Origin of the sequence: Brevibacillus sp. SAFN-007a (assembly GCF_051967035.1) — a bacterium.
Taxonomy (GTDB): Bacteria; Bacillota; Bacilli; order Brevibacillales; family Brevibacillaceae; genus Brevibacillus.
The window spans coordinates 255,705-277,219 of sequence record NZ_JBQCKK010000001.1; the positions used below are offsets into that span (position 1 = coordinate 255,705).

Here is a 21,515-nt window from a genome sequence, read left to right on the forward strand (position 1 = left end):
CACGAAACGATGGAAACAACACGCGCGGGAGAGGAGAAAGCGGGAGAGGGGTGTGGCAGATGAAGATGGTCACAGGGATCGGAATTCTGCTTGCTTTTTACGGAGTGGGGGTGCTGGCGAGCGAGTGGCTGCACGTCCCTTTGCCTGGCAACCTGGTGGGAATGCTCTTGCTGACGCTCGGTCTGGTAACCGGCTGGGTCCGGATGGAGTGGGTCGAGCAGGCGAGCCTGCTTCTCGTTCGTCATATGATGCTGTTTTTCGTTCCGATTATCGTCGGCGTGGTCGGCTATCTGAAATGGTTTGTCCAGGCTCCGTGGCCGATCGCGCTGTCGATGACGGTAGCTCCGATGCTGGTCATGCTCGTGACGGGCCGCGTAGTCCAGCGCTATTTGCACCGTCAGCAGCAAAAGACGCAAGCTTCTGTCCCGGAGGAAAGGAGGACGCTGGATGCTTAGCCAATGGTTCGCGATTTTGGTTACGCTGGTAGGCTACCGAGCGGCGATGCTGGTAAACGCCCGCTTTCCCCGCTTGCAGCCGCTGATTGTGGCTGTCGTGCTCGTCTGGGTGATCTGGTGGGCCGCAAGCGGTGACTGGAAAGCTTTTTCTGCCGGAGGACAGTGGATTTCGTTCTGGCTGGGTCCGGCTACGGTCGCGTTGGCTGTTCCGCTCGCCAAACAAATCAGAGCGTTTGCCCACATCTGGCGCGGCGTTTTGCTCGGGGTCAGCACGGGGTGCGCCGTTGCGATTGCGTCGGTGTATGCGATCCACTGGTGCTTTGGCGCAGACGATCTCTTGCTCAGAAGCATGCTGAGCAAATCGGTCACGACGCCGATTGCTTTGGAACTGACTGCCTCGATTGGCGGCGTGCCCGCGCTCGCTGCCTTTTTTACCGCACTGACGGGGATGGTCGGGGTGCTTATCGCCCGTCCCGTTCTCAAATGGGGCCGGATTACGGACGACTGGGCGATCGGGATTGCCGTCGGAACGAGTGCGCATGCGATTGGAACGGCGAGCTTGAACCGGATTTCTCCTGTCCAGACAGCCGCCTCAAGCGTAGCGATGATTGTCGCGGGCGTCGTCACCTCGCTGTACCTCATCCCGTTTTCTTGGTAAGCCATACGGGTGGTACGGGCGGTCGCCGTTTATCCGGAATGAGCCACTGGATAAAGCGGGCAATGTGCGGCACAAACGGCAAGGCGGCCATCGAGCAGATCAGATTGAAAATCGTTTGCGCATGGGCGATTTGCATCGAGGGGCTTGCCGTTAACAAGGCGCTGACCTGGGCAAGCTGGGATAAAAACGGCAAAAACACGATGGCTCCTGCGACGTTGAAGAGCGTATGGCACCAGGCAACCTGCTTCGAGGCCGTATTCGCGCCAATCGCGGCAATGACCGCTGTGAAGCAGGTGCCGATATTGGCACCGAGCACGATGGCTAGTGCTGTCTCCATCGACAAGATGTGATGGCTGAGCAGGCCCATCGTAATGACAGTCGTCGCTGATCCGCTGTGAATGAGCGCGGTAAAAATGATCCCGGTGGCAAGCCCGATCCAGATGGAATGGCTGCTTTCCAGGAACAGGGAGCGAAACGTCTCGGATTGTTCCAACGGCGTCGCCATCAGCTTCAACGTGTCAATCCCGAGGAAGATCAGGCCGAAGCCGGCGATGACAAGTCCTGTGCAGCGAATGTTCGGGCGGGGCAGCAGCCAGAGAGCCACGCCGACGAGCAACATCGGGATGGCGAACGACTCCAGCTTCAGGGCGACCAGCTCTGTCGTCACCGTCGTGCCCAGATTGGTCCCGAGAATGATGCCGACCGTCTGGGCGAACTGGATGATTCCGGCATTGGTCAGGCCGATGGTCAGGACGGTTACGGCGCTGGAGCTTTGCAGGACGAATGTGGCGATCAATCCGATCCAGAAGCTATGGTAGGGCGTGCGGGTGAAGCGCGCCATCCATTCTTCCATTTTTTTGCCCGCCAGATTTTGAAAACCGGTTCGCATCGCATACATACCCAAGAGAAAAAAACAGAGCCCGAGCGTAAACGGGGCGAGAATGGAGAACATCACAAGTTGGGTTCCTCCTTCGGGATCACAATGGCAAGCGAGGCTGGCCGAACCAACGCCGGGCCAACCGGAAAGGAAGTTACTATAACGCTATGCCTGTACGAGGGCAAGCATGACAAGGAGTGGAGCATCTGCATGGCGAGAGTGCTATTGAACCAGCATCGGAAAAAGCGGCTGGAGGCGGGACACCCGTGGGTTTTTCAATCGGAGGTAGGGGAAATCCAGGGCGAGGTCGTACCGGGTGAGATCGTCGAGGTGACGAACCACAAAGGACACTTTTTGGCAAAAGGCTACATCAACCCCGCGTCGCAAATGATCGTGCGTATTTTGAGCTACGATCCGAACGAAGCCATCGACTATGCGTTTTTCGTGCGCAGAATCAGGCAAGCTGCACAGTTTCGCGACAGATTCGTGGACAACCCGCGCGCCTGCCGCGTCATTTACGGCGAGGCGGATTTTTTGCCTGGGCTGATCGTGGATCGCTATGAGGACGTGCTGGTCGCCCAAGTTCTGTCTCTGGGCATGGAGAAGCGGATCGACTGGATTCGCGATGCGCTCGTGGAGGTGTTTGCGCCGAAGGGCATCTATTTGCGCAACGACGTGCCTGTGCGCAAGCTGGAAGGCTTGGCGGAAGGAAAGGGAGTCCTGTACGGAGAATGCCCGCGCGAAGTATGGATTGAGGAAAACGGTCTGAAATACTACGTGGATATCGTGGAGGGGCAAAAAACCGGATTTTTCTACGACCAGCGGGAAAACCGCGCTGCGATCGCCCCGCTGATGAAGGGCTGGGGCGAAAAGCACGGCATTACGCTCCAGCAGGTAGAAACAGATGGCGAGCCAAAGCTCGTGCCTGTGGACAAGCGGGGAAAAGTGATCAAAAATCCGTTTTGGGACGGGGCAGAGGTGCTGGAGTGCTTCACGCATACAGGCTCGTTCACGCTGAACGCCTGCAAGCACGGGGCGAAAAAGGTGACGGCGCTCGACATCTCCGAGCACGCCATTGAGACGGCGAAGCGCAACATTACCGCAAACGGCTTTTTGCACCGCGTCGAATTTGTCGTAGCCAATGCGTTTGACTATTTGCGGGAAAGCATCGAGGCGGGCAGAAGCTGGGACGTGGTCATTCTCGATCCGCCTGCCTTCGCCAAATCGCGCAGCGCGGTCAAAGGGGCATGCCGCGGCTACAAGGATATCAACCTGAACGGAATGAAGCTCGTCCGTCCCGGCGGCTTTTTGGTCACCGCCTCCTGCTCGTATCATATGTCGCCTGAGCTGTTTCTGGAAACGATTCAGGAAGCGGCCGTCGATGCGAAAAAGATCCTGCGGCTGATCGAGTGGCGCGGGGCCGGAAAGGACCATCCGCAAATCAGCGGGGCCGACGAAGCGCACTACCTGAAATTCGCCATTTTCGAAGTGCGCGACCGCAAGTAGACAAGGAGAAAAAGAAAGCAGCGCCTGCAAATCTGGCGCTGTTTTTACGTTCGCTTGAAAAGGGGGTCCCCTCCGCGGATAGCTGACAAATCGGGGCCTCTGGCAGGTCGGACCTACTGGGCAAACTGCTTGTCGTTTTTCACCTGCCGGACGAGATCGAGCGCTTTTTTGAAGCCGAGCTCTTTTCCGAGCAAGACTTGTCCTTCGGCGGGGGTAGCGGCGCGTGCCTGACTCAATGTCTCCAGTTCATGACTGAGCAGATGCTCGATGAGGTACAGCTGGACCTGCCCGATTTCCCGCTCGCTTTTGCGGTTTCGTTCCCGAAACTTCGCCCGTTGCTTGCTTTCCTCCACATACTTGTCAATGTCGTCTTCAAGAAAGTGGGAGGCGTTGCAAATAATTTGCCGATAGTCATCCGTCTGGGAGGGAATCGGCCGGATGGTGTGTCCGAGGTGAGCGAGCAAAAATTTGTTCAGGACGATACTGTCCCGCGTGTAGTCATTGTGCAGGAGCGAGTACTCCCCCAGAAATGATCCGGTGTCTTTGTCGTAGCTGTGCAAAAGCGTGTACGTGGAGCAATACGTACAATACAGCAAGTAGTCTCTCATGGACATCCCTCCAGAAAATAGCTCCATGACAAGGTTTTTCCTTTCTAGGATATGACGAAGTTTCCCGGTGGGTGATACTTGCTTCTCTTGTATTTGCCCATCGGTTTGTGTATGCTAAATGACGAGCTTTTGCCCGGTACAACATGCAGATGCTGGGCGTTTGCATAGCATAGGAGAGAGAGGAAACGAAGGTAGACTCTTTGCCTGCCGCAGAGAAAGGAGCATGGCACGGATGGGAACAGAAAAAATCCGTTTGGGAATCATTTATGGAGGAAAATCCTCGGAGCACGAGGTTTCTTTGCGAACGGCCTTGTCGATCATGAAGGCTGTCGATGCGAATAAATACGAGGTAACGCCCATTTATGTGCAATTGGACGGTTCCTGGGTAAAAGGGGAAGCGCTGACGGGCCAGTTGCCGGACAAAATCGACGCGCTGCGTTTGACGTCTGGCGATCAATCAGTGACCCAGCCAACCGGAGCGGGACAGGAAGTCGTCGTGGCAAGCAAGCCGGCGTCTCTGTTCGGAATCGGCCAGCAGGTGGATGTGATCTTCCCGGTGGTCCACGGACCGAACGGCGAGGATGGCACGATTCAGGGAATGCTGGAGCTTGCCAATCTGCCTTATGTCGGCACAGGGGTCATGGCCTCTGCTGTCGGCATGGACAAATGGATGATGAAAACGGTCTTCGCCCAGGCGGGTCTGCCGCAGGTGAAGTACGTGGGTCTGTTGCGCTCGCAATGGGAGAAAAGCCCCGAAGAAGTCGCGGACAACATCGAACGCGAGCTTGGCTATCCATGCTTTGTCAAGCCGGCCAACATGGGGTCCAGCGTCGGGATCAGCAAGGCGAAAAACCGCAGCGAGCTAGTGCAGGCACTCCATCTGGCTGCCCGCTTTGACCGCAGGCTGATCGTGGAGGAATTCGTGCAGGCGCGGGAACTGGAGATTGGCGTGCTTGGCAACGAGGAGCTCGTGACGTCTGTGGTGGGCGAGGTCATCGCGGCCAAGGAATTTTACGATTATGAAGCCAAATACAAGGGAGCAGGCACCGAGTTGGCCATTCCTGCCGTCATTCCCGCACATGTAGCGGAGGAAATCGCCGTGATCGCGAAAAAAGCGTTCCGGGCATTGGACGGCTCCGGACTCTCCCGCGTCGATTTTTTCTGGGATGAGAAACACGACAAACTGTACATCAACGAAGTGAACACGATGCCCGGCTTTACGCCACTCAGCATGTACCCGATGCTCTTCCAGGCGACGGGTGTCAGCTACAGCGAGCTGATTGACCGCCTCGTGCAGCTCGCGCTCGAACGCCACGCCGACAAGCAGCGCAACATTGTCGAGGCAGAAGGATTGGAATAGCGAAAAAGCCCAAACCAATCGCTGCCGCAACTGAAAAAGCGCCTCCGTCCAAAGACGAGAGGCGCTTTTTTTAATCGCAGTTTTCCAGATCGGCAAGCAGCGTCCACAATTCCATGCCCTTTGATGCTTTGAACAAAAAGGCGTGGTTGGCATCGCGCAGCGGCAGGAGAGCGGCAAGCGCCTCTCTTTTCGTGGCCGCATGCAGCTTGTTGCCGTTGTAGGCCGCATGCAAATGGCGGCTATCCTCGCCAACGGTGACGAGCAGCTCGATGCGATCCGCGATATCTCGGAGCGCTTGGCCGACCCCGGCGTGCATCTCGGCGCTGTGCGGGCCCATCTCGTACATATCGCCCAGGACCAGCACTTTTTTGCGGGAAGGAAACAGCTCGGCAAACGTGCGGGCAGCGGCCTCCATCGACGACGGACTGGCGTTGTAGGCGTCGCTGATATACAGCGAGCCGTGCCGGGAGAGAACCTGCTCAAAGCGCATGCCCGAGAGCTTGACAGTCGACAGAGCCTGGGCGATCTGTTCGTTGCTCATCCCCAGCCGCTTGGCGATGGCGACAGCCGGCAGGGCGTTCAGCACGCTATGCTTGCCGTGCAGCGGGAGAAAGGCAGAAAAGCGCTCGCCGGAAGCCAAGCAGACGTCAAAGCGGGTTCCGTTGTCGGTCGGCTCGATTTGCTCTGCCCACAGGTCGCACGGCTCCTGGACCGAGTAGTACATGATTTCGCCGGAATACAGATGGGCAACTCGCCGCAAATACGCGGAGTCCTTGTTCAGGAGCACCAGGCCGTCCGGGGCGGTATGCGGCAACAGCTCCGCCTTGGCGAGCGCAATTTTTTCCCGCGTGCCGAAAAATTCCAGATGCGACTCGCCAATGTACGTAATGACGCTGATTTGCGGCTTGACCAGGCTGGCGAGCAAATCGATTTCCCCCGCGTGGTTCATCCCCAGTTCCAGGACGGCAGCCTGATGCTCTTCTTCGACCTGCAGCAGGGAAAACGGTACGCCCAGGTGATTGTTCAAGTTTTTATATGTCTTGTAAACGGGAGAGCGTGCCTCCAGTACGTGGGCAACGATATCCTTGACCGTTGTTTTCCCGATGCTGCCCGTAATTGCGATATACGGGATCGTGAATCCTCTGCGGTAAGCTGCTGCCAGCTTTTGAAAAGCGCGCAGCGTGTCATTGACGAGAATCAGACCGAAGTCTTTTGGCAAGCCCGCAGGAATTTTCTCCTGATTGGATACGATGGCGGCTACCGCTCCCTGTTCGGCGGCTTGCAGCAAAAAATCGTGGCCATCACGCGCACCGGTTGTCATCGCCACAAACAAGGAACCCGCATGCAACTGGCGGGTGTCGAAGTGAACGGATGACACGGCAAGATGCGGGGAACCTGCCAGCAGCAGTCCTTCCGCGTTGATTGCTGCCTGTTCCAGGGCAATTGGTTTCATGTGCACGAACTCCTTTTTCTCATGATCCTTCTCGAACCTCGAAGTCATGCTACCACGCGCTAGGGAAGGCCGCAAGACAAAAGTGCGAGACGGGCCGTTGCAAGGGCCGCGGGCCGTCTACTTTTCGAATCCATCCATGCTTGGTTACCACTTGTTGTCAGGATTTCACGAATAAAAGCAAATGAAAGGTTGACCTTCATTAGACATCTATCCTATAATGAAGTGTGACAGTCTGTTCGTACCACGATTCAGGCGTCCCACGGTTTTAGCGGAGGGAGGGAAGACAAATGGCAGAAATTCGAGTCAAGAAAAACGAGTCTTTGGATAGCGCACTTCGCCGCTTCAAGCGTGAGAGCGCCAAATCCGGGGTGATGGCGGAACTGCGTAAACGTCGTCACTTTGAGAAGCCTAGCATTCGGCGCAAAAAGAAATCCGAAGCAGCTCGCAAACGTAAGTATTAATGGACGGAGGGCCCATCATGAGTGTAATGGAGCGACTCGATCAAGATATGAAGCAAGCAATGAAGGACAAAGCTGCTCTAAAACTCTCTGTTATTCGCATGGTGAAAGCCGCTTTAAAGAATGAAGAGATTAACAAAGGCAGAACTTTGTCTGAAGACGAAGTGCTGACCATCTTGACTCGTGAGTTAAAACAACGCCGTGAATCCCTCCAGGAATTTGAGAAGGCAGGCCGTGAGGAACTTGCCTTAAAATCGCGCGAAGAGATCGACGTGCTCTCCGCTTACTTGCCCGCTCAGCTCAGCGAAGACGAAATTCGCGATATCGTTCGGGAAGCAATTGCCGCCACAAATGCCGCCTCCAAAAAAGAGATGGGCAAAGTGATGGGGGCAATCATGCCGAAAGTGAAAGGCAGAGCAGACGGAACCCTCGTGCAAAAGATTGTATCTGAGGAACTACCATCGTAGACAAGTAACACCTCATATAGATACGAACGGAGAAACTCAGCCGGACGACGGCTGGGTTTTTCTTTTGGGGAACGGAATGTTGCCAATCGATACGCTGGTAACTTGTCAAGGTACCGGGAGGTTTTGTTTTTGACAAAAATCTGAAACATTTGTCCCGCTTCTTCGTATACCGTAGTGGGCATACGTTGAAGCTGATACGAGGAAGGAGGGATAGGCAATGTTTGCAGCAAGGCCATTGTTACGCAGCGTGCGCTTGCTCGTTTCGTTGCTCTGCCTGATGATGGGGCTAGCGCTGTTTGTGGCGACGCCGGGAGGGTTTGCGCAGTCTTATCAAAAAGCCGTCTGGGTTCCGGTAGACCATACGATTGAGCGCGGTCTGGAGCGCTTCTTGGAGCGAGCTTTTGCGGAAGCGCAGGAGCAGCAGGCAGACCTTGTCATCTTGCATCTGAATACGCCGGGTGGCGACGTGGATGCGGCGGACCAGATTGGGCAGTTGATTCGCCAATCTCCCATGCATACGATTGCCTACATTGACAATCAAGCCTTCTCAGCGGGGACCTACATCGCTTTGAATGCCAATGAAATCGTCATGACGCCAGGCAGCAGCATGGGCGCAGCGACCCCGATTGATCTGGCAGGCAATGCCGCCGATGTCAAATTCATCTCCGGATGGAGCAAAAAAATGGTGGCAGCCGCCAGCTTGAACAATCGACAGCCCGATGTGGCGCGGGCCATGGTGGAAATCGATACGGAGTTCCCGGGATTGAAGCCGAAGGGAACGGTGCTCTCGCTCGATGCCCGGCAAGCCAAAACATTGGGCTACGCGGATCGCGTCGTTTCCGGCAAGGAAGAACTGCTAGCCAGTCTGGGGATTTCAGGCGACTCCCTCCAAGTAATCGAGCCGACAGGCGGGGAAAAGGTGGCGCGTTGGGTGACCAGTCCGTACGTCATGAGTCTGCTGTTGATTATCGGCCTGGTGGGAATTGTCGTTGAACTGTTTGCGCCTGGCTTTGGCGTCGCGGGTACGATCTCCCTCGTTTCATTCGGGCTGTACTTCTTCGGTCATTACGTGGCAGGCTTTGCAAACTGGCTGCACATCGGCCTGTTCGTCATCGGGATTATCTTGATGATCCTGGAAATTTTCCTGCCAGGCGGTATCGTCGGAGCGATCGGTTTCGTCAGCATCGTAACCGGCCTGGTGATGGCTGCCTACGACACGCAGCAAGGACTCGCTTCGTTGGGCATTGCGGTCATTGTTACGGCTTTGGTGGCGTTTCTGCTCATCAAACGGTACGGCGTCAAAGGGCTGTTTGGCAAATTCGTTCTCGGCGATGCGCAGCGCAACGAGGAAGGATATGTAGCGCCGAAGGATCAGCGCGATCTCACCGGGAAATCGGGTATTGCCCTGACACCGCTGCGTCCGGCGGGCGTAGTGAAAATCCACGGAAAACGCGTCGATGCGGTTTCTGCCGGAGGGTTTCTCGAAGCCGGAACGTCGATTGTCGTGGTGCAAGTAGAAGGTGCCCGCGTCATCGTCGAACAAGAATAAAGGAGTGATCTGCACATGTTGGAAAGTGGATTGATACCTCTCATATTTATGGTGGCGGTCATCATCGTAGCCCTCTCGATTTTCTTCTCGTTTGTTCCCGTGATGCTCTGGATTTCCGCTCTCGCGTCGGGCGTGAATGTCGGAATTATTACGCTCGTCGCGATGCGTCTTCGCCGCGTCGTTCCGTCGCGCATCGTGAATCCGCTCATCAAGGCGCGCAAAGCCGGCCTGCAGCTGGATACCAACCAGTTGGAGAGCCACTACCTGGCAGGCGGTAACGTAGACCGTGTCGTGGACGCGCTGGTCGCTGCGCAGCGTGCAGATATTCCGCTCGGGTTCGAGCGAGCTGCCGCAATTGACCTGGCAGGACGCGACGTCCTGGAAGCGGTACAGATGAGTGTAAACCCGAAAGTCATTGAAACGCCAGTCGTAGCAGCCATGGCCAAAGACGGTATCGAGCTGCGCACAAAAGCGAAAGTGACTGTACGCGCCAACATTGACCGTCTGGTCGGTGGAGCGGGGGAAGAAACCGTTATCGCCCGTGTCGGGGAAGGGATTGTTTCGACAATCGGGTCGTCCGCCAGCCACAAGGACGTATTGGAAAATCCGGATCTCATCTCCAAAACCGTCCTGAACAAAGGCCTGGATGCAGGAACCGCATTTGAAATTCTCTCCATTGATATCGCGGACGTCGATGTCGGCAAAAATATCGGGGCGCAGCTGCAAACCGACCAGGCCGAAGCAGACAAGCGCATCGCCCAGGCCAAAGCGGAAGAGCGCCGGGCGATGGCGGTTGCCCAGGAGCAGGAAATGATCGCTCGCGTACAGGAAATGAAAGCGAAAGTAGTAGAAGCGGAAGCGCAGGTTCCGCTTGCATTGGCAGAAGCGCTGACCAGCGGCAAAATGGGCGTCATGGATTACTACAACCTGCAAAACATTGTAGCAGATACGCAAATGCGCCAATCGTTCGGGCATTCGGGAGACAAACAGGACCCTGACTCGCCTGACAAGAAAGAGTAAGGGTGAACGGCATGGACGATCTCCTGGATCTCCTCGTTGACTTGTTTGGCTGGCTTCTGCCTCTGATTGGAAAGTTCTGGTTTCTCATTTTGGGCTACTTGGGCTACAAGCTGCTGGGATTGGGCGGCAAAGGCACCGGGAAGAAGATGTCGCAAGGGAGGCCGAACCGCCCCCTTACGCCAGTCGAGACGCCCTGGGCTAGGCAAGCGCCTGCTGTGTCGGAGGAGCGGAAAACGGTGCGGGCCTCCGCCAGATACGAGCCGGTGGAGCGGGAGGCAGAGTCGATGGAAGGCGTCGGCGTAGAGCAGGAATGGGCATTCCCGCAACCTGCGCGTGCTTCGTCTGGTTCTACGATCCGTGTGGCCGCCGCGGCAGCGCAACCGACTCCACAGCAAGCGAAGCCGCAGCCTGGGCGCATGGCGGACCCGCGCGAGGGCATGAAGTGGGCGTTGATTTTTGGCGAGCCGCGCTCCAAAACTCCTTACTTTGCCGAGCGTTCACGCAAATCGCTCAAGTAAGCTCTCGAACCAACAGGTGAACGTCACGTTCGCCTGTTTTTTATGAGTGCCATGCCGACTGCGCCAATGGCTTTGTCGAACGATAGGGCTTGTGTTCGCTTTCTTGGTTGACTATTCTGAAAGTATAGAAAATGTTTCCGGTGAGAAGCGGGGTAGGGGACAAGCGATGAATCAGCAAATCTTTGAGCAAATGGGACGCTTTCGCCAAAAAGTGATTCGGCTTGCCATTTATGAGAAAAAATCCATCTACGAGACAGCCATTGCCTGCGGGTGCTCTGCGGAAAAAGTCAAGCGCGTCTTGAAAAAATGGAAGACGCTAACGCGAAGCGAACGGCGATGGACCGCCATCCGGGAAAAAGAACAGCAGCGATAAACCTCTGACGCTTGGAAAATCCAGGTGACGGAGGTTTTTTTATCGCCAAGCCCCCTTTTCGCCAGCAATCCGTTCTCAGCTTTGCAAGGACGGTGATCGGGTTTTGCTATGAATGCCGCGCAGCTCGCTCGCATACGCATAGGTAAGAATGATCTTGGTAGAAAACGGCGCGTGCGCCAGTGGAAGGGGGGCTTATCCATGAAGCGTTGGAGCCGCCGTCTGCGCCAATTGGCCGGAGGTGTGTTGGATCTGCCGCAAGATGTGGTCCTGGAAGTCCCGCGAATTACGATGATCGGTCACCTGCAAATGTACATAGAGAATCATCGCGGCGTGCTGCATTTCAGCGAACACGAGCTGCGCTTGCTCTTGACAAACGGGCAGATGATTGTCTCAGGCGAACAGCTTGTCATCCGCGCGATATTGCCGGAAGAAGTGCTGCTCGAAGGGAGAATTGGCGGGGTCAAATTTTTGGAGACGGGGCCGCAGGGCTCGTAGCATAAAGAAAGGTGGAGACGGCACATATGCGAAACGGACTCAAGGAATGGGTAGATGGACACATCACCATCACCGTGCGGGGGAAGCGTTTTGAGCGTTTGCTGAATATGGCCGTACGGGATGGCATCCGAATCTGGAATATTCGCAAGGTGGGGGCGGAGGTGAGCCGCTGCGATATCCTGATTCGCGACTATTTTCGCTTGCGACCGCTCTTGAGGGAGACAGGCTGTCGCAGCCATGTGGAAAACAGGGAGGGCCTGCCTTTCTGGCTCTTGCGTGTGCGCAGGCGTGCGGGACTGGCTATCGGCGCGGCTTTGTTTTTTATCGGATTGTACATGCTCTCCTCGTTTGTCTGGAGCGTCGAGGTGACCGGAACCAAGCATATCGATCCGGCGCGGGTCATCCACGCCGCCGAGCAGATCGGGGTTAAAGAAGGGGCCTGGAAGGTCAAACTAAAAGAACCGCTGCTCTTGCAAAAAGAGCTACTGAGCCTGCTTCCGGAAGCAGCCTGGGTCGGCATCGACATCCAGGGCACGAAGGTCAGGCTGCAGGTGGTGGAAAAAGAAGCGCCTGTTAAGCCGCTTGCGACGGGGCCGCGCCATCTCGTGGCCAAGAAGCGGGCGGTGATCCATAAAATTCTCCCCGAAGTGGGCAAAAGCCAGGTGACGAACAACCAGCTCGTGGAAAAAGGACAGGTGCTCATCTCCGGCATCATCGGCAACGAAGAGCGGCAACAGGCTGTTTCCGCGCGGGGCAAGGTGCAAGGAGAGGTCTGGTATGTCAGCAATACGGCGGTTCCGCTGAAGCAGACGCTCTATCGGCTGACCGGAGAGCAAGAGGAGCGGCAGTATTTGCTCGTAGGGCCGTACGCGATTCAGGTTTGGCCGTTCAACAAGCAAGAGTTCGCCGACGCCCGGACCGAAGAAAAACGGTTCGTCCCCTCCTATGCCGGGTACACGTCGCCGGTTGGCTGGAAGACCGTCACGTACAGGCAAATCGAGCCGAGTACGAGGCAGTTGAGCATCGAAGAGGCGACAGAGACAGCGAAAAAGTTTGCCAGGGCAGACATTTTGCAAAAAGCCGGCAAAGATGCGTTCATTCAAGACGAAAAAGTTTTGCACGTCACCGCAGACAATGGTAAAGTTTACGTAAGCATTCATTTTTCCGTCATCGAAGACATTGCCGTTGAACAGCCGATCATCCCTCAGGCACCCGTGAACAATGGCAATCCGTGACGCTATATTGCTGAGAACCGTTGCAAGGAGATGGAAGCCTGTTGCACGTACAAGATGAGGTAAGAATCCCGTTTTCAGATGCATCTGAGGCCCTGCTTTTGTTTGGACCGCACGACGCGTACCTAAAGCTGATCGAGGAAAAAAGCACGGCCCGAATCATGACCCGCGAAGGCGAACTGGTCATCAGCGGCGACAAGCCCGAAGTGGAAAAGCTGACGGAGCTGATCGGCATTTTGTTGCAGCTGATCCGCAGAGGAATTGCCTTGTCCGAGCGCGACATTTCGTATGCGATGATGCTCGTCGGCCGGGGAGAAGCAGCGCAACTGCTGGATGTTTACGATGAGGAAGTGGCACGCACCCAGCGCGGAAAGGTGATCCGGGCCAAAACGCTCGGCCAACGTCACTATTTGTCCGCGATCAAGAAGCACGACATCGTCTTCGGAATCGGACCAGCCGGAACGGGAAAAACGTATTTGGCCGTGGTCACAGCGGTCACCGCGCTGAAAAATGGACGCGTCAAACGGATCGTTCTTACCAGACCGGCTGTCGAAGCGGGAGAAAGTCTTGGATTTTTGCCTGGCGATCTGCAGGAAAAGGTAGACCCGTATTTGCGTCCGCTCTACGACGCCTTGTATGACATGCTGGGCACCGAGCAGGTGGCCAAAATGATGGAGCGCGGACTGATTGAAGTCGCACCGCTCGCGTACATGCGCGGCCGTACCCTCGAAGACTCGTTTGTCATTTTGGACGAGGCGCAAAATACCACGCCCGAGCAAATGAAAATGTTTTTGACCAGGCTTGGGTTCGGGTCCAAAATGGTGATTACGGGCGACGTGACACAGGTTGACTTGCCCAAAGGCAAAAAGTCCGGGCTGCGTGAAGCGGAGCGGATTTTGAACCGGATCCCGGATGTTGCCTTCATTCATTTCCAGGAAGGGGATGTCGTGCGACACAGCCTGGTGCAAAAGATCATCGCGGCCTACGCCAAGGAAGAAGTCGATCACGGCTATTGATAAATCGCGTTTGTCAAAAGGAGATTGTTCATCTGTGCTATCTGTAGAAATCCTCCATGAAGAAATCGAACCGCTTGAGGAAAGCCTGCAAAAACTGCTGACCGACTGCCTCGAAGCTTGCGCAAAGCTGGAGGACGTAGAGGGAGAAGTCGTCGTGACGCTGGTTACCAACGAGCGGATTCATGAGCTGAACCGCGACTATCGCGGCGTGGATCGTCCGACAGACGTTTTGTCCTTCGCCATGAATGAGCCGGGGGAGGGCGAAATGGAAATCTTCTTCGACGAGAGCGAAGCGGACGAAGTACCCAACATGCTGGGAGACATTATCATCTCGGTGCAAAAAGCGCGTGAGCAAGCCGAGGAATACGGTCACTCCTTCGAAAGAGAGCTGGGCTTTCTCGCTGTGCATGGCTTTCTCCATCTGCTCGGCTACGATCACGGTACGCCGGAAGAGGAGAAAGAGATGTTTTCCCGTCAAGAGAAAGTATTGGAGCAAATCGGCTTGACGAGGTAGGCGATCACGTTGAAGGCATTCCACAGACTGGCGAAAAGCTTCGGCTACGCCTTGCAAGGAATTGCGTATACCGTAAAGACTCAGCGAAACATGCAAATCCACGTAGCCGCTGCTGTACTTGTACTGGCGGCGGCATGGTGGCTGCACATCCCCCGCAGCGATGTTTTGCTGGTCTTTTTTTCTATCGCGCTGGTATTTTCACTGGAGCTGGCGAATACGGCGGTAGAGGCAGTCGTCGATCTCGCCTCCCCGGACTGGCACGAAAAGGCGAAAATCGCCAAGGATGCGTGCGCAGGGGCTGTGCTGGTGGCGGCGATTTTGTCTGTCATCATTGGCATCGCTGTCTTCGGGCCGCCTTTGCTGCAAAAAATAGCGGGCTAGCCCGAGGCAGGTCTCAGGCGGGACTTGGCCTAGCCTTCGTCTATCCCACCGACCGGACGAGCCTTTGGGGAAAGGGCATGACGTCTGGTCTCTTGGCGTCCCTTCGGCGGGAGGACGGGCGTGTTTCTTTGACAATCGTGGTAGAGACTACGCATAAGAGGATGATGAGAATGGATAAGCAAGCGTTACTGGCAAAAGCCATTGAAGCAAGGGAGCTGGCGTACGTGCCGTACTCCAAGTTTCAGGTAGGAGCGGCGCTGTTGTGCGAGAGCGGCAACGTATACCTCGGCGGCAATATCGAAAATGCGGCGTACTCGCTGTGCAACTGCGCGGAGCGTACCGCCCTGTTCAAGGCGTTTTCCGAGCGGGATCGCACTTACAAGGCTCTGGCGGTGGCAGCAGATACGCCGGGGCCGGTGTCTCCGTGCGGCGCTTGCCGTCAGGTGATCGCCGAGCTGTGCCCACCGGACATGCCGGTGTATTTGACCAACCTCAAAGGGGACGTGGAGGAAACGACAGTATCTGCCCTGTTGCCAGGGGCATTTTCCAAGGAGGATTTACGTGGATAACCGCAAGACCAAAAAGTCATTCAAATCAGGGTTCGTCTCGATTGTCGGCAGACCGAACGTGGGCAAATCGACGCTCTTGAATCACATCGTCGGTCACAAGATCGCGATCATGTCGAACAAGCCGCAAACGACCCGCAACAAAATTACCGCTGTGCATACGACGGAAGAAGGACAGATCATCTTCCTCGATACGCCAGGCATTCACAAGCCGCAGTCCAAGCTCGGCAACTACATGGTGTCGGTTGCGGAAAACACGCTGAACGAGGTCGACCTCGTGCTGTTCGTGGTAGACGCGACCGAGAAGCGCGGCGCAGGCGACGATTACATCATCGAACGGCTGAAGCAGGTGAAGACCCCGGTATTTTTGGTTATCAACAAAATCGACAAGGTGCATCCGGAAGCGTTGCTGCCGATCATTGACGACTATCGCAAACAGTACGATTTCAAGCAGATCGTGCCGATCTCGGCGCTTCAGGGCAACAACACCGGCGCGTTGACAGAGGCGATCATGGGCGAAATGGAAGAAGGCCCGATGTTCTACCCGGCCGACCAGGTGACCGATCACCCCGAGCGCTTTGTGGTAGCGGAGCTGATTCGCGAAAAGGTATTGCATCTGACCCGCGAAGAAGTGCCGCATTCCATCGCCGTCGTCGTGGAAGAGATGAAGCGTGGCGAAAACGGGAAAACGCTGTACATTTACGCGGCGATCTACGTGGAGCGCGACTCGCAGCGCGGCATTCTGATCGGGCAAAAAGGCCAGATGCTCAAGGAGATCGGCCGCCGGGCCCGAATCGATATCGAGCGCTTGATGGGCGACCAGGTGTTTCTGGAGCTGTGGATCAAGGTGAAAAAGGACTGGCGCAACCAGGAGCGCATGCTGCGCAACTTCGGCTTTTACGACGAGGAATAGGCGGGCTGACGCCCTTTGTTTTCCCTTCGTGTTAATTTTTCCAAGGCATAGAATAACGGGCGCAGGTGATTCTAAGAAGGAAGTGGATAGACCCGATACAGGAAAGGATGATGCTCCATGCTTCGTGACTTTTCTTGGAGAGTTTTCGCTTCAACCGGTGACATCCATGCTTACCTTCTCTACCGCGATCACCATCAGGCAGAAGGCACCTCGGAAGACGCGCTGCTTGATCTCGCCCAGGAGGAATTGGGTGACGCGCAGGCATGCTTGTAAAGTGGGAAGGGATTGTCATCCGCAGCGTGGACTATGGCGAGTCCAGCAAAGTGGTGACGTTGTTTACCCGGGAGAACGGCAAGCTGGGCGTGATGGCGCGCGGTGCCAAAAAGACCAAGAGCCGTCTTGCCGCCGTCTCCCAGTTGTTTTCACACGGGTATTTTCTGTGCAAAACAGGACCTGGAGCCGGAATGCCTGATTTGTCACAGGGCGACATACTGGATTCGTTTCGGGATATGCGGTATAGCCTGACTGCGACGGCTTATGCCGCTTACATAGCGGAGCTTTTGGACCGATTGACACACGAGCGGGAGCCGAATCCTTATCTGTTCCAGCTTCTGCTTCAGACGTTTCACTATCTGGATGAAGGGGTGGACCCGGAAATTCTTTGCCGGATTTTCGAGATGAAGATGCTGAGCGTGGCCGGAATTTCTCCGCAACTGTCGGCCTGTGCGAACTGCGGGCAACAGCGGGAACCGTACGTCATCAGCGTGTCGCAAGGCGGCCTGCTGTGTCGGGCGTGCCAGCCCTCGGACCCGTACGCCTTGACGGTGACGCCTTCTGCCTGGAAGCTCTTGCGGCTGTTCCAGGTATTTGATTTGGAACGATTGGGCAACATTGAGGTAAAGCCTGCGACGCGCAACCAGCTCAAGCATGTCATCCGCAGCTTCATGGATGAGCATCTCGATCTGCGGCTGAAAAGTCGCGCCTTTCTGGAACAGCTGGAGCGAATGGAAAGGATGTCGCAGCCGGACAGCGACTGATTGACATCCGATTTTCTTTTCGCTATGATAGGTAGCAAACTTACATATCGAAATGTTGCCATGAAGGAAAAGAGTAGTCGGCCACTGGGTGTTCGTAGCGAACCGGGGAGGGTGCAAGCCCGGTCACCATGCTGATGAAGGGCGTTCCGGAGCAATTTGGTCTTGACAAGGTGGGCGAAAAACCTTTTCGCCAAGTAGGGTGGAACCGCGAGAATCCTCTCGTCCCTACACTGTTGTGTTTCAACAGTGTAGCGGCGGGAGGTTTTTATTTTTGGAGGAGGAAAAAGCATGAAAATGACATTTCAAGACATCATTTTGACGCTGCAAAACTTTTGGGCAAAGCAAAATTGCCTGATCGTGCAGCCGTACGACGTAGAAAAAGGGGCGGGTACGCTCAACCCGATGACATTTTTGCGCGCCATCGGTCCGGAGCCGTGGAATGTCGCTTATGTGGAGCCTTCCCGTCGCCCGGCGGACGGCCGCTACGGGGAAAACCCGAACCGTTTGTACCAGCACCACCAGTTTCAGGTGATTATGAAGCCGTCGCCGGACAATATCCAGGAGCTGTACCTGGAGAGTCTGCGCGAACTCGGCATCGAGCCGCTGGAGCACGACATCCGCTTCGTAGAGGACAACTGGGAGCATCCGGGCCTGGGCGCGTGGGGCCTCGGCTGGGAGGTTTGGCTGGACGGCATGGAAATCACCCAGTTTACGTACTTCCAGCAAGTCGGCGGTCTGGAGTGCAAGCCGGTAGCAGTCGAGCTGACGTACGGGCTGGAGCGGCTGGCTTCCTACATTCAGGAAAAAGAAAACGTGTTCGACCTGGAATGGTGCAACGGCTTCACGTATGGAGACGTGTTCTTGCAGCCAGAGTACGAACACTCCAAATACACGTTCGAACTGTCTGACACGGATATGCTGTTTTCCCTCTACAACACGTACGAAGCAGAAGCAAAACGTCTGATGAAGGAGCGCCTCGTCTATCCGGCGTATGATTACGTGCTGAAATGCTCGCACACGTTCAACCTGTTGGATGCTCGCGGCGCGATCAGCGTGACCGAGCGCACAGGCTATATCGCCCGCGTCCGCAATCTGTCCCGTGAAGTGGCGCAAACGTACTATGCGGAGCGCGAACGTCTCGGCTTCCCGCTGCTGAAAAAAGAGGGCGTACAAGTGGAACAGACGGCACAGGTGAAGGGAGAGGATACAAATGAGTAAACGCGATTTGCTCGTAGAGGTTGGTTTGGAAGAAATGCCGGCGCGGTTTGTCGCCTTGGCAGCGTCGCAATTCAAGGAAAAAGTGGAGAAATGGCTGACGCAAGAACGCGTGCCGTTTGAACAGATCACTGCGCTGGAAACGCCGCGCCGCTTCGCCGTGCTGATCCAGGGTCTCGCGGAAAAGCAGCCGGATCGCAACGACGAAGCGAAAGGTCCGGCCAAAAAAATCGCCCAGGATGAAGCAGGCAACTGGACCAAGGCCGCGCTCGGCTTTGCGCGCAGCAACAACGTCGACCCGAACGACCTGTACTTCAAGGAAGTAAACGGCGTGGAGTATGTACATGCGAGAAAAGCGGAGACAGGCAAGGCGACAACGGACATTTTGCCGCAGCTCGCCGATGTGATTGCGGGCATGAGCTTTCCGAAAAACATGCGCTGGGGCGCACGAGAGTTGAAATACGTTCGCCCGATTCGCTGGCTCGTTGCCCTGTTCGGCGAAGAGCTGATTGACCTGGAGATCGCAGGGGTGAAAAGCGGACGCGTCTCCCGCGGCCATCGCTTCCTGGGCACGGAAGTAACGCTGAACCATCCGGGCGAGTACGTGAGCAAGCTGGCCGAGCAGCATGTCATTGTCGATCCAGAGGAGCGCAGAGCGATGATCGTGGAGCAAATCCGCCGCCTGGAGCAGGAGCACGGCTGGACGATTCCGATGGATGAGGGGCTGCTCGATGAAGTCGTTCACCTCGTGGAGTATCCGACCGCGCTCTACGGCACGTTCGAAGCGGAGTTTTTGACGATTCCGCGCGAGGTTCTGGTCACTTCCATGCGCGAGCATCAGCGCTATTTCCCGGTGGAAAACGCGCAAGGCCAGCTGCTCAACCACTTTGTCACCGTGCGCAACGGCGACAGCCGCGCGCTGGAGAACGTCGCAAAAGGAAACGAAAAAGTGTTGCGTGCTCGTCTCTCTGACGCCCGCTTCTTCTATGTAGAGGACCAGAAGCTGTCCATCGAGAGCTGCCTGAAGCGCCTGGAGACGATCGTGTTCCATGAAGAGCTGGGAACGATTGGCGACAAGGTACGCCGCGTTCGCAAAACGGCGGGGCTGATCGCAAGCAAGCTCGGCGTGAGTGCGGAAGAAGCCAAGCAGGTAGACCGCATCGCCGAAATCGCCAAGTTTGACCTCGTGACGAACATGGTCGGCGAATTCCCCGAGCTGCAAGGTATCATGGGGGAAGATTACGCCCGCAAGGCAGGGGAGTCCGATCTCGTGGCGCGCGGCGTGTTCGAGCATTATCTGCCTCGCTTCGCGGGAGACCTTATGCCTGCCTCAGCCCAAGGGGCGATTGCGAGCGTGGCTGACAAGCTCGACACCATCGTCGGCTGCTTCTCCATCGGCATCGTGCCGACAGGCTCCCAGGACCCGTACGGCTTGCGCCGGATGGCAGCCGGAATCGTCGCCATTTTGCTGGAACGCAACTGGCAGCTGTCTCTGGACGAACTGTGGGATGCCGCTCTGGAAGGCTATGCGGCGCAAGGCATAAAGAAACGCACCACGGAGGAAGTGAAGAAGGATTTGGTCGACTTCTTCGCGCTGCGCTTGAAAAACGTTCTGCAAGAAAACGAGGTGCGCTACGACGTGGTGGATGCCGTGTTGAGCGCAGCTGTGACGCGCGTTCCCGACGTGCTGGCAAAAGCGAAGGCCCTGATGGCGAGCGTCTCGGCCGAGGACTTCAAGCTGATTGTCGAGCAGTTTAACCGGGTGAACAACCTGGCGCAAAAGGCGGAAGCGGACAGCGTGGACGAAGCGTTGTTTGCCGAAGAGGCCGAGCGCAAGCTGTATCAGTCCTACCAGTCTGTAGCCAAGGAAGTGCAAGGACTCGCCGATCAGGGAAAAATTCTCGCGACGCTGTCCACGCTGCGCGAGCCGATTCAAGGCTTTTTCGACAAGGTGATGGTCATGGCGGAAGATCAGGCGGTTCGCGCCAATCGTCTGGGCCTGCTCCTGCGTATCTCCCGTCTGTTGAACGGCTACGCCGACTTTGCCAAATTGGTGTTTGCTTAAAAACCGAAGAGGCTGGTGCCTCCGTCTTACATCCGGACGGGGGCACCTTTTTTCCCCGCGAAAGAAGGAATATCCGGTCGAATAGAGTAATACTAGGAAGAGGTAAAGACAGAATCGGGGTGATTGGTCATCGAGCTTACCAAGCGTCAAGAGCAGATTTTACAGATCGTGAAGGATGACGGACCGATTACAGGGGAGCATATCGCGGAGCGTCTCAATCTGACTCGCGCTACACTGCGCCCTGATCTCTCCATCCTCACGATGTCAGGATATTTAGAAGCCAGGCCTCGGGTCGGGTATTTTTATGCCGGCAGACCAGCAAGCTCCGTCATTAGTGAACGGCTTCACAAGCTTATTGTCAATGACTACAAGGCAGTGCCAATCGTAGTTTCCGAGTCCGCCTCCGCTTACGATGCCATCGTGACCCTCTTTCTGGAGGATGTCGGGACGTTGTTCGTTGTCAATCAAAAAGGGTATTTAGCTGGCGTCATCTCACGCAAGGACCTCTTGCGTGCTTCGCTGGGCAACAAGACGCTGGAGGATGTGCCGGTCAGCATCATCATGTCGCGGATGCCGAATATCATCACCTGCGAACCGGAGGAGACCTTGTATGCGGCGGCGAAAAAGCTGATCGATTTCCAGATCGATTCCTTGCCTGTGGTGCGACCCAGCGACGAAGACCCGAAGCAGATGGAGCTGATGGGACGGGTTACGAAGACGACGATCGCCAAAGCATTTGTAGAACTGGGCAGCGAGCCGAAAGTGTAGGAGGAGAATGG

General features: G+C 56.0%; 25 protein-coding genes. 22 read left to right on the forward strand and 3 right to left on the reverse strand.

Going from position 1 to position 21,515, the window contains the following annotated elements:
- Positions 1–59: 59 nt before the first annotated feature.
- Entirely contained in the window at positions 60–455 is a 396-nt protein-coding gene (locus tag ACTHO6_RS01260) for a CidA/LrgA family protein (RefSeq protein WP_440238525.1), read from the forward strand.
- A complete protein-coding gene (locus tag ACTHO6_RS01265; RefSeq protein WP_440238527.1) occupies positions 448–1,113 on the forward strand; it encodes an LrgB family protein in 666 nt (221 codons plus the stop codon). The genes ACTHO6_RS01260 and ACTHO6_RS01265 overlap by 8 nt, the downstream gene beginning before the upstream one ends.
- On the opposite strand, the gene ACTHO6_RS01270 is transcribed toward ACTHO6_RS01265, so the two are convergent.
- Positions 1,094–2,068: a Na/Pi cotransporter family protein gene (locus ACTHO6_RS01270; protein ID WP_440238529.1), complete on the reverse strand. Its 975-nt coding sequence runs from the start codon at positions 2,066–2,068 to the stop codon at positions 1,094–1,096. The genes ACTHO6_RS01265 and ACTHO6_RS01270 overlap by 20 nt on opposite strands.
- Before the next feature lie 132 nt (positions 2,069–2,200).
- Between ACTHO6_RS01270 and ACTHO6_RS01275 the strand changes: the two genes are divergently transcribed.
- Entirely contained in the window at positions 2,201–3,496 is a 1,296-nt protein-coding gene (locus tag ACTHO6_RS01275; RefSeq protein ID WP_440238531.1) for a class I SAM-dependent rRNA methyltransferase, read from the forward strand.
- A gap of 113 nt (positions 3,497–3,609) precedes the next feature.
- On the opposite strand, the gene ACTHO6_RS01280 is transcribed toward ACTHO6_RS01275, so the two are convergent.
- Entirely contained in the window at positions 3,610–4,104 is a 495-nt protein-coding gene (locus ACTHO6_RS01280) for a hypothetical protein (protein ID WP_440238533.1), read from the reverse strand.
- A 232-nt stretch (positions 4,105–4,336) separates the two neighbouring features.
- Between ACTHO6_RS01280 and ACTHO6_RS01285 the strand changes: the two genes are divergently transcribed.
- Positions 4,337–5,464 (forward strand): D-alanine--D-alanine ligase, encoded by a 1,128-nt coding sequence (locus ACTHO6_RS01285; protein ID WP_440238535.1) that lies wholly within the window; start codon positions 4,337–4,339, stop codon positions 5,462–5,464.
- 70 nt (positions 5,465–5,534) lie between these two features.
- Here the strand turns inward: ACTHO6_RS01285 and ACTHO6_RS01290 are convergent, their stop codons facing one another.
- Positions 5,535–6,917 carry a UDP-N-acetylmuramoyl-tripeptide--D-alanyl-D-alanine ligase gene (locus ACTHO6_RS01290; RefSeq protein WP_440238537.1) on the reverse strand — a complete coding sequence of 461 codons (1,383 nt, stop codon included), beginning with the start codon at positions 6,915–6,917 and terminating at the stop codon, positions 5,535–5,537.
- A 287-nt stretch (positions 6,918–7,204) separates the two neighbouring features.
- Here ACTHO6_RS01290 and rpsU point away from each other — a divergent pair, with 287 nt between their 5' ends.
- From rpsU to ACTHO6_RS01380, 18 genes are all read left to right on the forward strand, one after another.
- The gene (gene rpsU / locus ACTHO6_RS01295; protein WP_005833076.1) at positions 7,205–7,378 is read left to right on the forward strand and encodes a 30S ribosomal protein S21; all 174 of its coding nucleotides are present in this window, start codon (positions 7,205–7,207) and stop codon (positions 7,376–7,378) included.
- 17 nt (positions 7,379–7,395) lie between these two features.
- Positions 7,396–7,842, forward strand: coding sequence for a GatB/YqeY domain-containing protein (locus ACTHO6_RS01300; RefSeq protein ID WP_440238539.1), 447 nt, complete (start codon positions 7,396–7,398; stop codon positions 7,840–7,842).
- Positions 7,843–8,059: 217 nt separating this feature from the next.
- The gene (locus ACTHO6_RS01305) at positions 8,060–9,391 is read left to right on the forward strand and encodes an NfeD family protein (RefSeq protein WP_440238541.1); all 1,332 of its coding nucleotides are present in this window, start codon (positions 8,060–8,062) and stop codon (positions 9,389–9,391) included.
- Positions 9,392–9,406: 15 nt separating this feature from the next.
- Positions 9,407–10,411 carry a flotillin-like protein FloA gene (floA, locus tag ACTHO6_RS01310; RefSeq protein ID WP_440238543.1) on the forward strand — a complete coding sequence of 335 codons (1,005 nt, stop codon included), beginning with the start codon at positions 9,407–9,409 and terminating at the stop codon, positions 10,409–10,411.
- 11 nt (positions 10,412–10,422) lie between these two features.
- Positions 10,423–10,929 (forward strand): hypothetical protein, encoded by a 507-nt coding sequence (locus tag ACTHO6_RS01315; protein WP_440238545.1) that lies wholly within the window; start codon positions 10,423–10,425, stop codon positions 10,927–10,929.
- A gap of 166 nt (positions 10,930–11,095) precedes the next feature.
- Complete coding sequence (locus ACTHO6_RS01320; RefSeq protein WP_440238547.1) at positions 11,096–11,302, forward strand: sigma-70 family RNA polymerase sigma factor; 207 nt, start codon at positions 11,096–11,098, stop codon at positions 11,300–11,302.
- A 198-nt stretch (positions 11,303–11,500) separates the two neighbouring features.
- Positions 11,501–11,797, forward strand: coding sequence for a sporulation protein YqfC (gene yqfC, locus ACTHO6_RS01325; RefSeq protein WP_007777585.1), 297 nt, complete (start codon positions 11,501–11,503; stop codon positions 11,795–11,797).
- Between the two features lie 26 nt (positions 11,798–11,823).
- On the forward strand, positions 11,824–13,032 hold the full coding sequence (gene yqfD, locus ACTHO6_RS01330; RefSeq protein WP_440238549.1) for a sporulation protein YqfD: 1,209 nt from the start codon (positions 11,824–11,826) through the stop codon (positions 13,030–13,032).
- A gap of 41 nt (positions 13,033–13,073) precedes the next feature.
- Positions 13,074–14,045 (forward strand): PhoH family protein, encoded by a 972-nt coding sequence (locus ACTHO6_RS01335; RefSeq protein WP_440238551.1) that lies wholly within the window; start codon positions 13,074–13,076, stop codon positions 14,043–14,045.
- A 34-nt stretch (positions 14,046–14,079) separates the two neighbouring features.
- Positions 14,080–14,559, forward strand: coding sequence for an rRNA maturation RNase YbeY (gene ybeY / locus ACTHO6_RS01340; RefSeq protein WP_440238553.1), 480 nt, complete (start codon positions 14,080–14,082; stop codon positions 14,557–14,559).
- A 9-nt stretch (positions 14,560–14,568) separates the two neighbouring features.
- Positions 14,569–14,940: a diacylglycerol kinase family protein gene (locus ACTHO6_RS01345; protein ID WP_440238555.1), complete on the forward strand. Its 372-nt coding sequence runs from the start codon at positions 14,569–14,571 to the stop codon at positions 14,938–14,940.
- A gap of 77 nt (positions 14,941–15,017) precedes the next feature.
- Entirely contained in the window at positions 15,018–15,509 is a 492-nt protein-coding gene (gene cdd / locus ACTHO6_RS01350) for a cytidine deaminase (protein WP_440238557.1), read from the forward strand.
- Positions 15,502–16,419, forward strand: coding sequence for a GTPase Era (gene era, locus ACTHO6_RS01355; protein ID WP_440238559.1), 918 nt, complete (start codon positions 15,502–15,504; stop codon positions 16,417–16,419). The genes cdd and era overlap by 8 nt, the downstream gene beginning before the upstream one ends.
- 117 nt (positions 16,420–16,536) lie before the next feature.
- A complete protein-coding gene (locus ACTHO6_RS01360; protein ID WP_440238561.1) occupies positions 16,537–16,692 on the forward strand; it encodes a YqzL family protein in 156 nt (51 codons plus the stop codon).
- Positions 16,683–17,456, forward strand: coding sequence for a DNA repair protein RecO (recO, locus tag ACTHO6_RS01365; protein WP_440238563.1), 774 nt, complete (start codon positions 16,683–16,685; stop codon positions 17,454–17,456). Before ACTHO6_RS01360 ends, recO begins: the two co-directional genes overlap by 10 nt.
- 288 nt (positions 17,457–17,744) lie before the next feature.
- Positions 17,745–18,674: a glycine--tRNA ligase subunit alpha gene (gene glyQ / locus ACTHO6_RS01370; RefSeq protein ID WP_440238565.1), complete on the forward strand. Its 930-nt coding sequence runs from the start codon at positions 17,745–17,747 to the stop codon at positions 18,672–18,674.
- A complete protein-coding gene (gene glyS, locus ACTHO6_RS01375; RefSeq protein ID WP_440238567.1) occupies positions 18,667–20,736 on the forward strand; it encodes a glycine--tRNA ligase subunit beta in 2,070 nt (689 codons plus the stop codon). Before glyQ ends, glyS begins: the two co-directional genes overlap by 8 nt.
- A 123-nt stretch (positions 20,737–20,859) precedes the next feature.
- Positions 20,860–21,504: a helix-turn-helix transcriptional regulator gene (locus ACTHO6_RS01380; protein ID WP_440238569.1), complete on the forward strand. Its 645-nt coding sequence runs from the start codon at positions 20,860–20,862 to the stop codon at positions 21,502–21,504.
- Positions 21,505–21,515: the final 11 nt, after the last annotated feature.

What these genes read in the sequence shown, in the direction of transcription:
- ACTHO6_RS01360 (WP_440238561.1), top strand. Translation starts at nt 16,537, where the DNA reads ATGCTTCGTGACTTTTCTTGGAGAGTTTTCGCTTCAACCGGTGACATC.
- ACTHO6_RS01305 (WP_440238541.1), top strand. Translation starts at nt 8,060, where the DNA reads ATGTTTGCAGCAAGGCCATTGTTACGCAGCGTGCGCTTGCTCGTTTCG.
- ACTHO6_RS01290 (WP_440238537.1), bottom strand. Translation starts at nt 6,917, where the DNA reads ATGAAACCAATTGCCCTGGAACAGGCAGCAATCAACGCGGAAGGACTG.
- ACTHO6_RS01300 (WP_440238539.1), top strand. Translation starts at nt 7,396, where the DNA reads ATGAGTGTAATGGAGCGACTCGATCAAGATATGAAGCAAGCAATGAAG.
- recO (WP_440238563.1), top strand. Translation starts at nt 16,683, where the DNA reads ATGCTTGTAAAGTGGGAAGGGATTGTCATCCGCAGCGTGGACTATGGC.
- cdd (WP_440238557.1), top strand. Translation starts at nt 15,018, where the DNA reads ATGACGTCTGGTCTCTTGGCGTCCCTTCGGCGGGAGGACGGGCGTGTT.
- ACTHO6_RS01265 (WP_440238527.1), top strand. Translation starts at nt 448, where the DNA reads ATGCTTAGCCAATGGTTCGCGATTTTGGTTACGCTGGTAGGCTACCGA.
- ACTHO6_RS01260 (WP_440238525.1), top strand. Translation starts at nt 60, where the DNA reads ATGAAGATGGTCACAGGGATCGGAATTCTGCTTGCTTTTTACGGAGTG.
- rpsU (WP_005833076.1), top strand. Translation starts at nt 7,205, where the DNA reads ATGGCAGAAATTCGAGTCAAGAAAAACGAGTCTTTGGATAGCGCACTT.
- yqfD (WP_440238549.1), top strand. Translation starts at nt 11,824, where the DNA reads ATGCGAAACGGACTCAAGGAATGGGTAGATGGACACATCACCATCACC.
- ACTHO6_RS01315 (WP_440238545.1), top strand. Translation starts at nt 10,423, where the DNA reads ATGGACGATCTCCTGGATCTCCTCGTTGACTTGTTTGGCTGGCTTCTG.
- floA (WP_440238543.1), top strand. Translation starts at nt 9,407, where the DNA reads ATGTTGGAAAGTGGATTGATACCTCTCATATTTATGGTGGCGGTCATC.
- glyS (WP_440238567.1), top strand. Translation starts at nt 18,667, where the DNA reads ATGAGTAAACGCGATTTGCTCGTAGAGGTTGGTTTGGAAGAAATGCCG.
- ACTHO6_RS01320 (WP_440238547.1), top strand. Translation starts at nt 11,096, where the DNA reads ATGAATCAGCAAATCTTTGAGCAAATGGGACGCTTTCGCCAAAAAGTG.
- ACTHO6_RS01280 (WP_440238533.1), bottom strand. Translation starts at nt 4,104, where the DNA reads ATGAGAGACTACTTGCTGTATTGTACGTATTGCTCCACGTACACGCTT.
- ACTHO6_RS01275 (WP_440238531.1), top strand. Translation starts at nt 2,201, where the DNA reads ATGGCGAGAGTGCTATTGAACCAGCATCGGAAAAAGCGGCTGGAGGCG.
- ACTHO6_RS01285 (WP_440238535.1), top strand. Translation starts at nt 4,337, where the DNA reads ATGGGAACAGAAAAAATCCGTTTGGGAATCATTTATGGAGGAAAATCC.
- glyQ (WP_440238565.1), top strand. Translation starts at nt 17,745, where the DNA reads ATGAAAATGACATTTCAAGACATCATTTTGACGCTGCAAAACTTTTGG.
- yqfC (WP_007777585.1), top strand. Translation starts at nt 11,501, where the DNA reads ATGAAGCGTTGGAGCCGCCGTCTGCGCCAATTGGCCGGAGGTGTGTTG.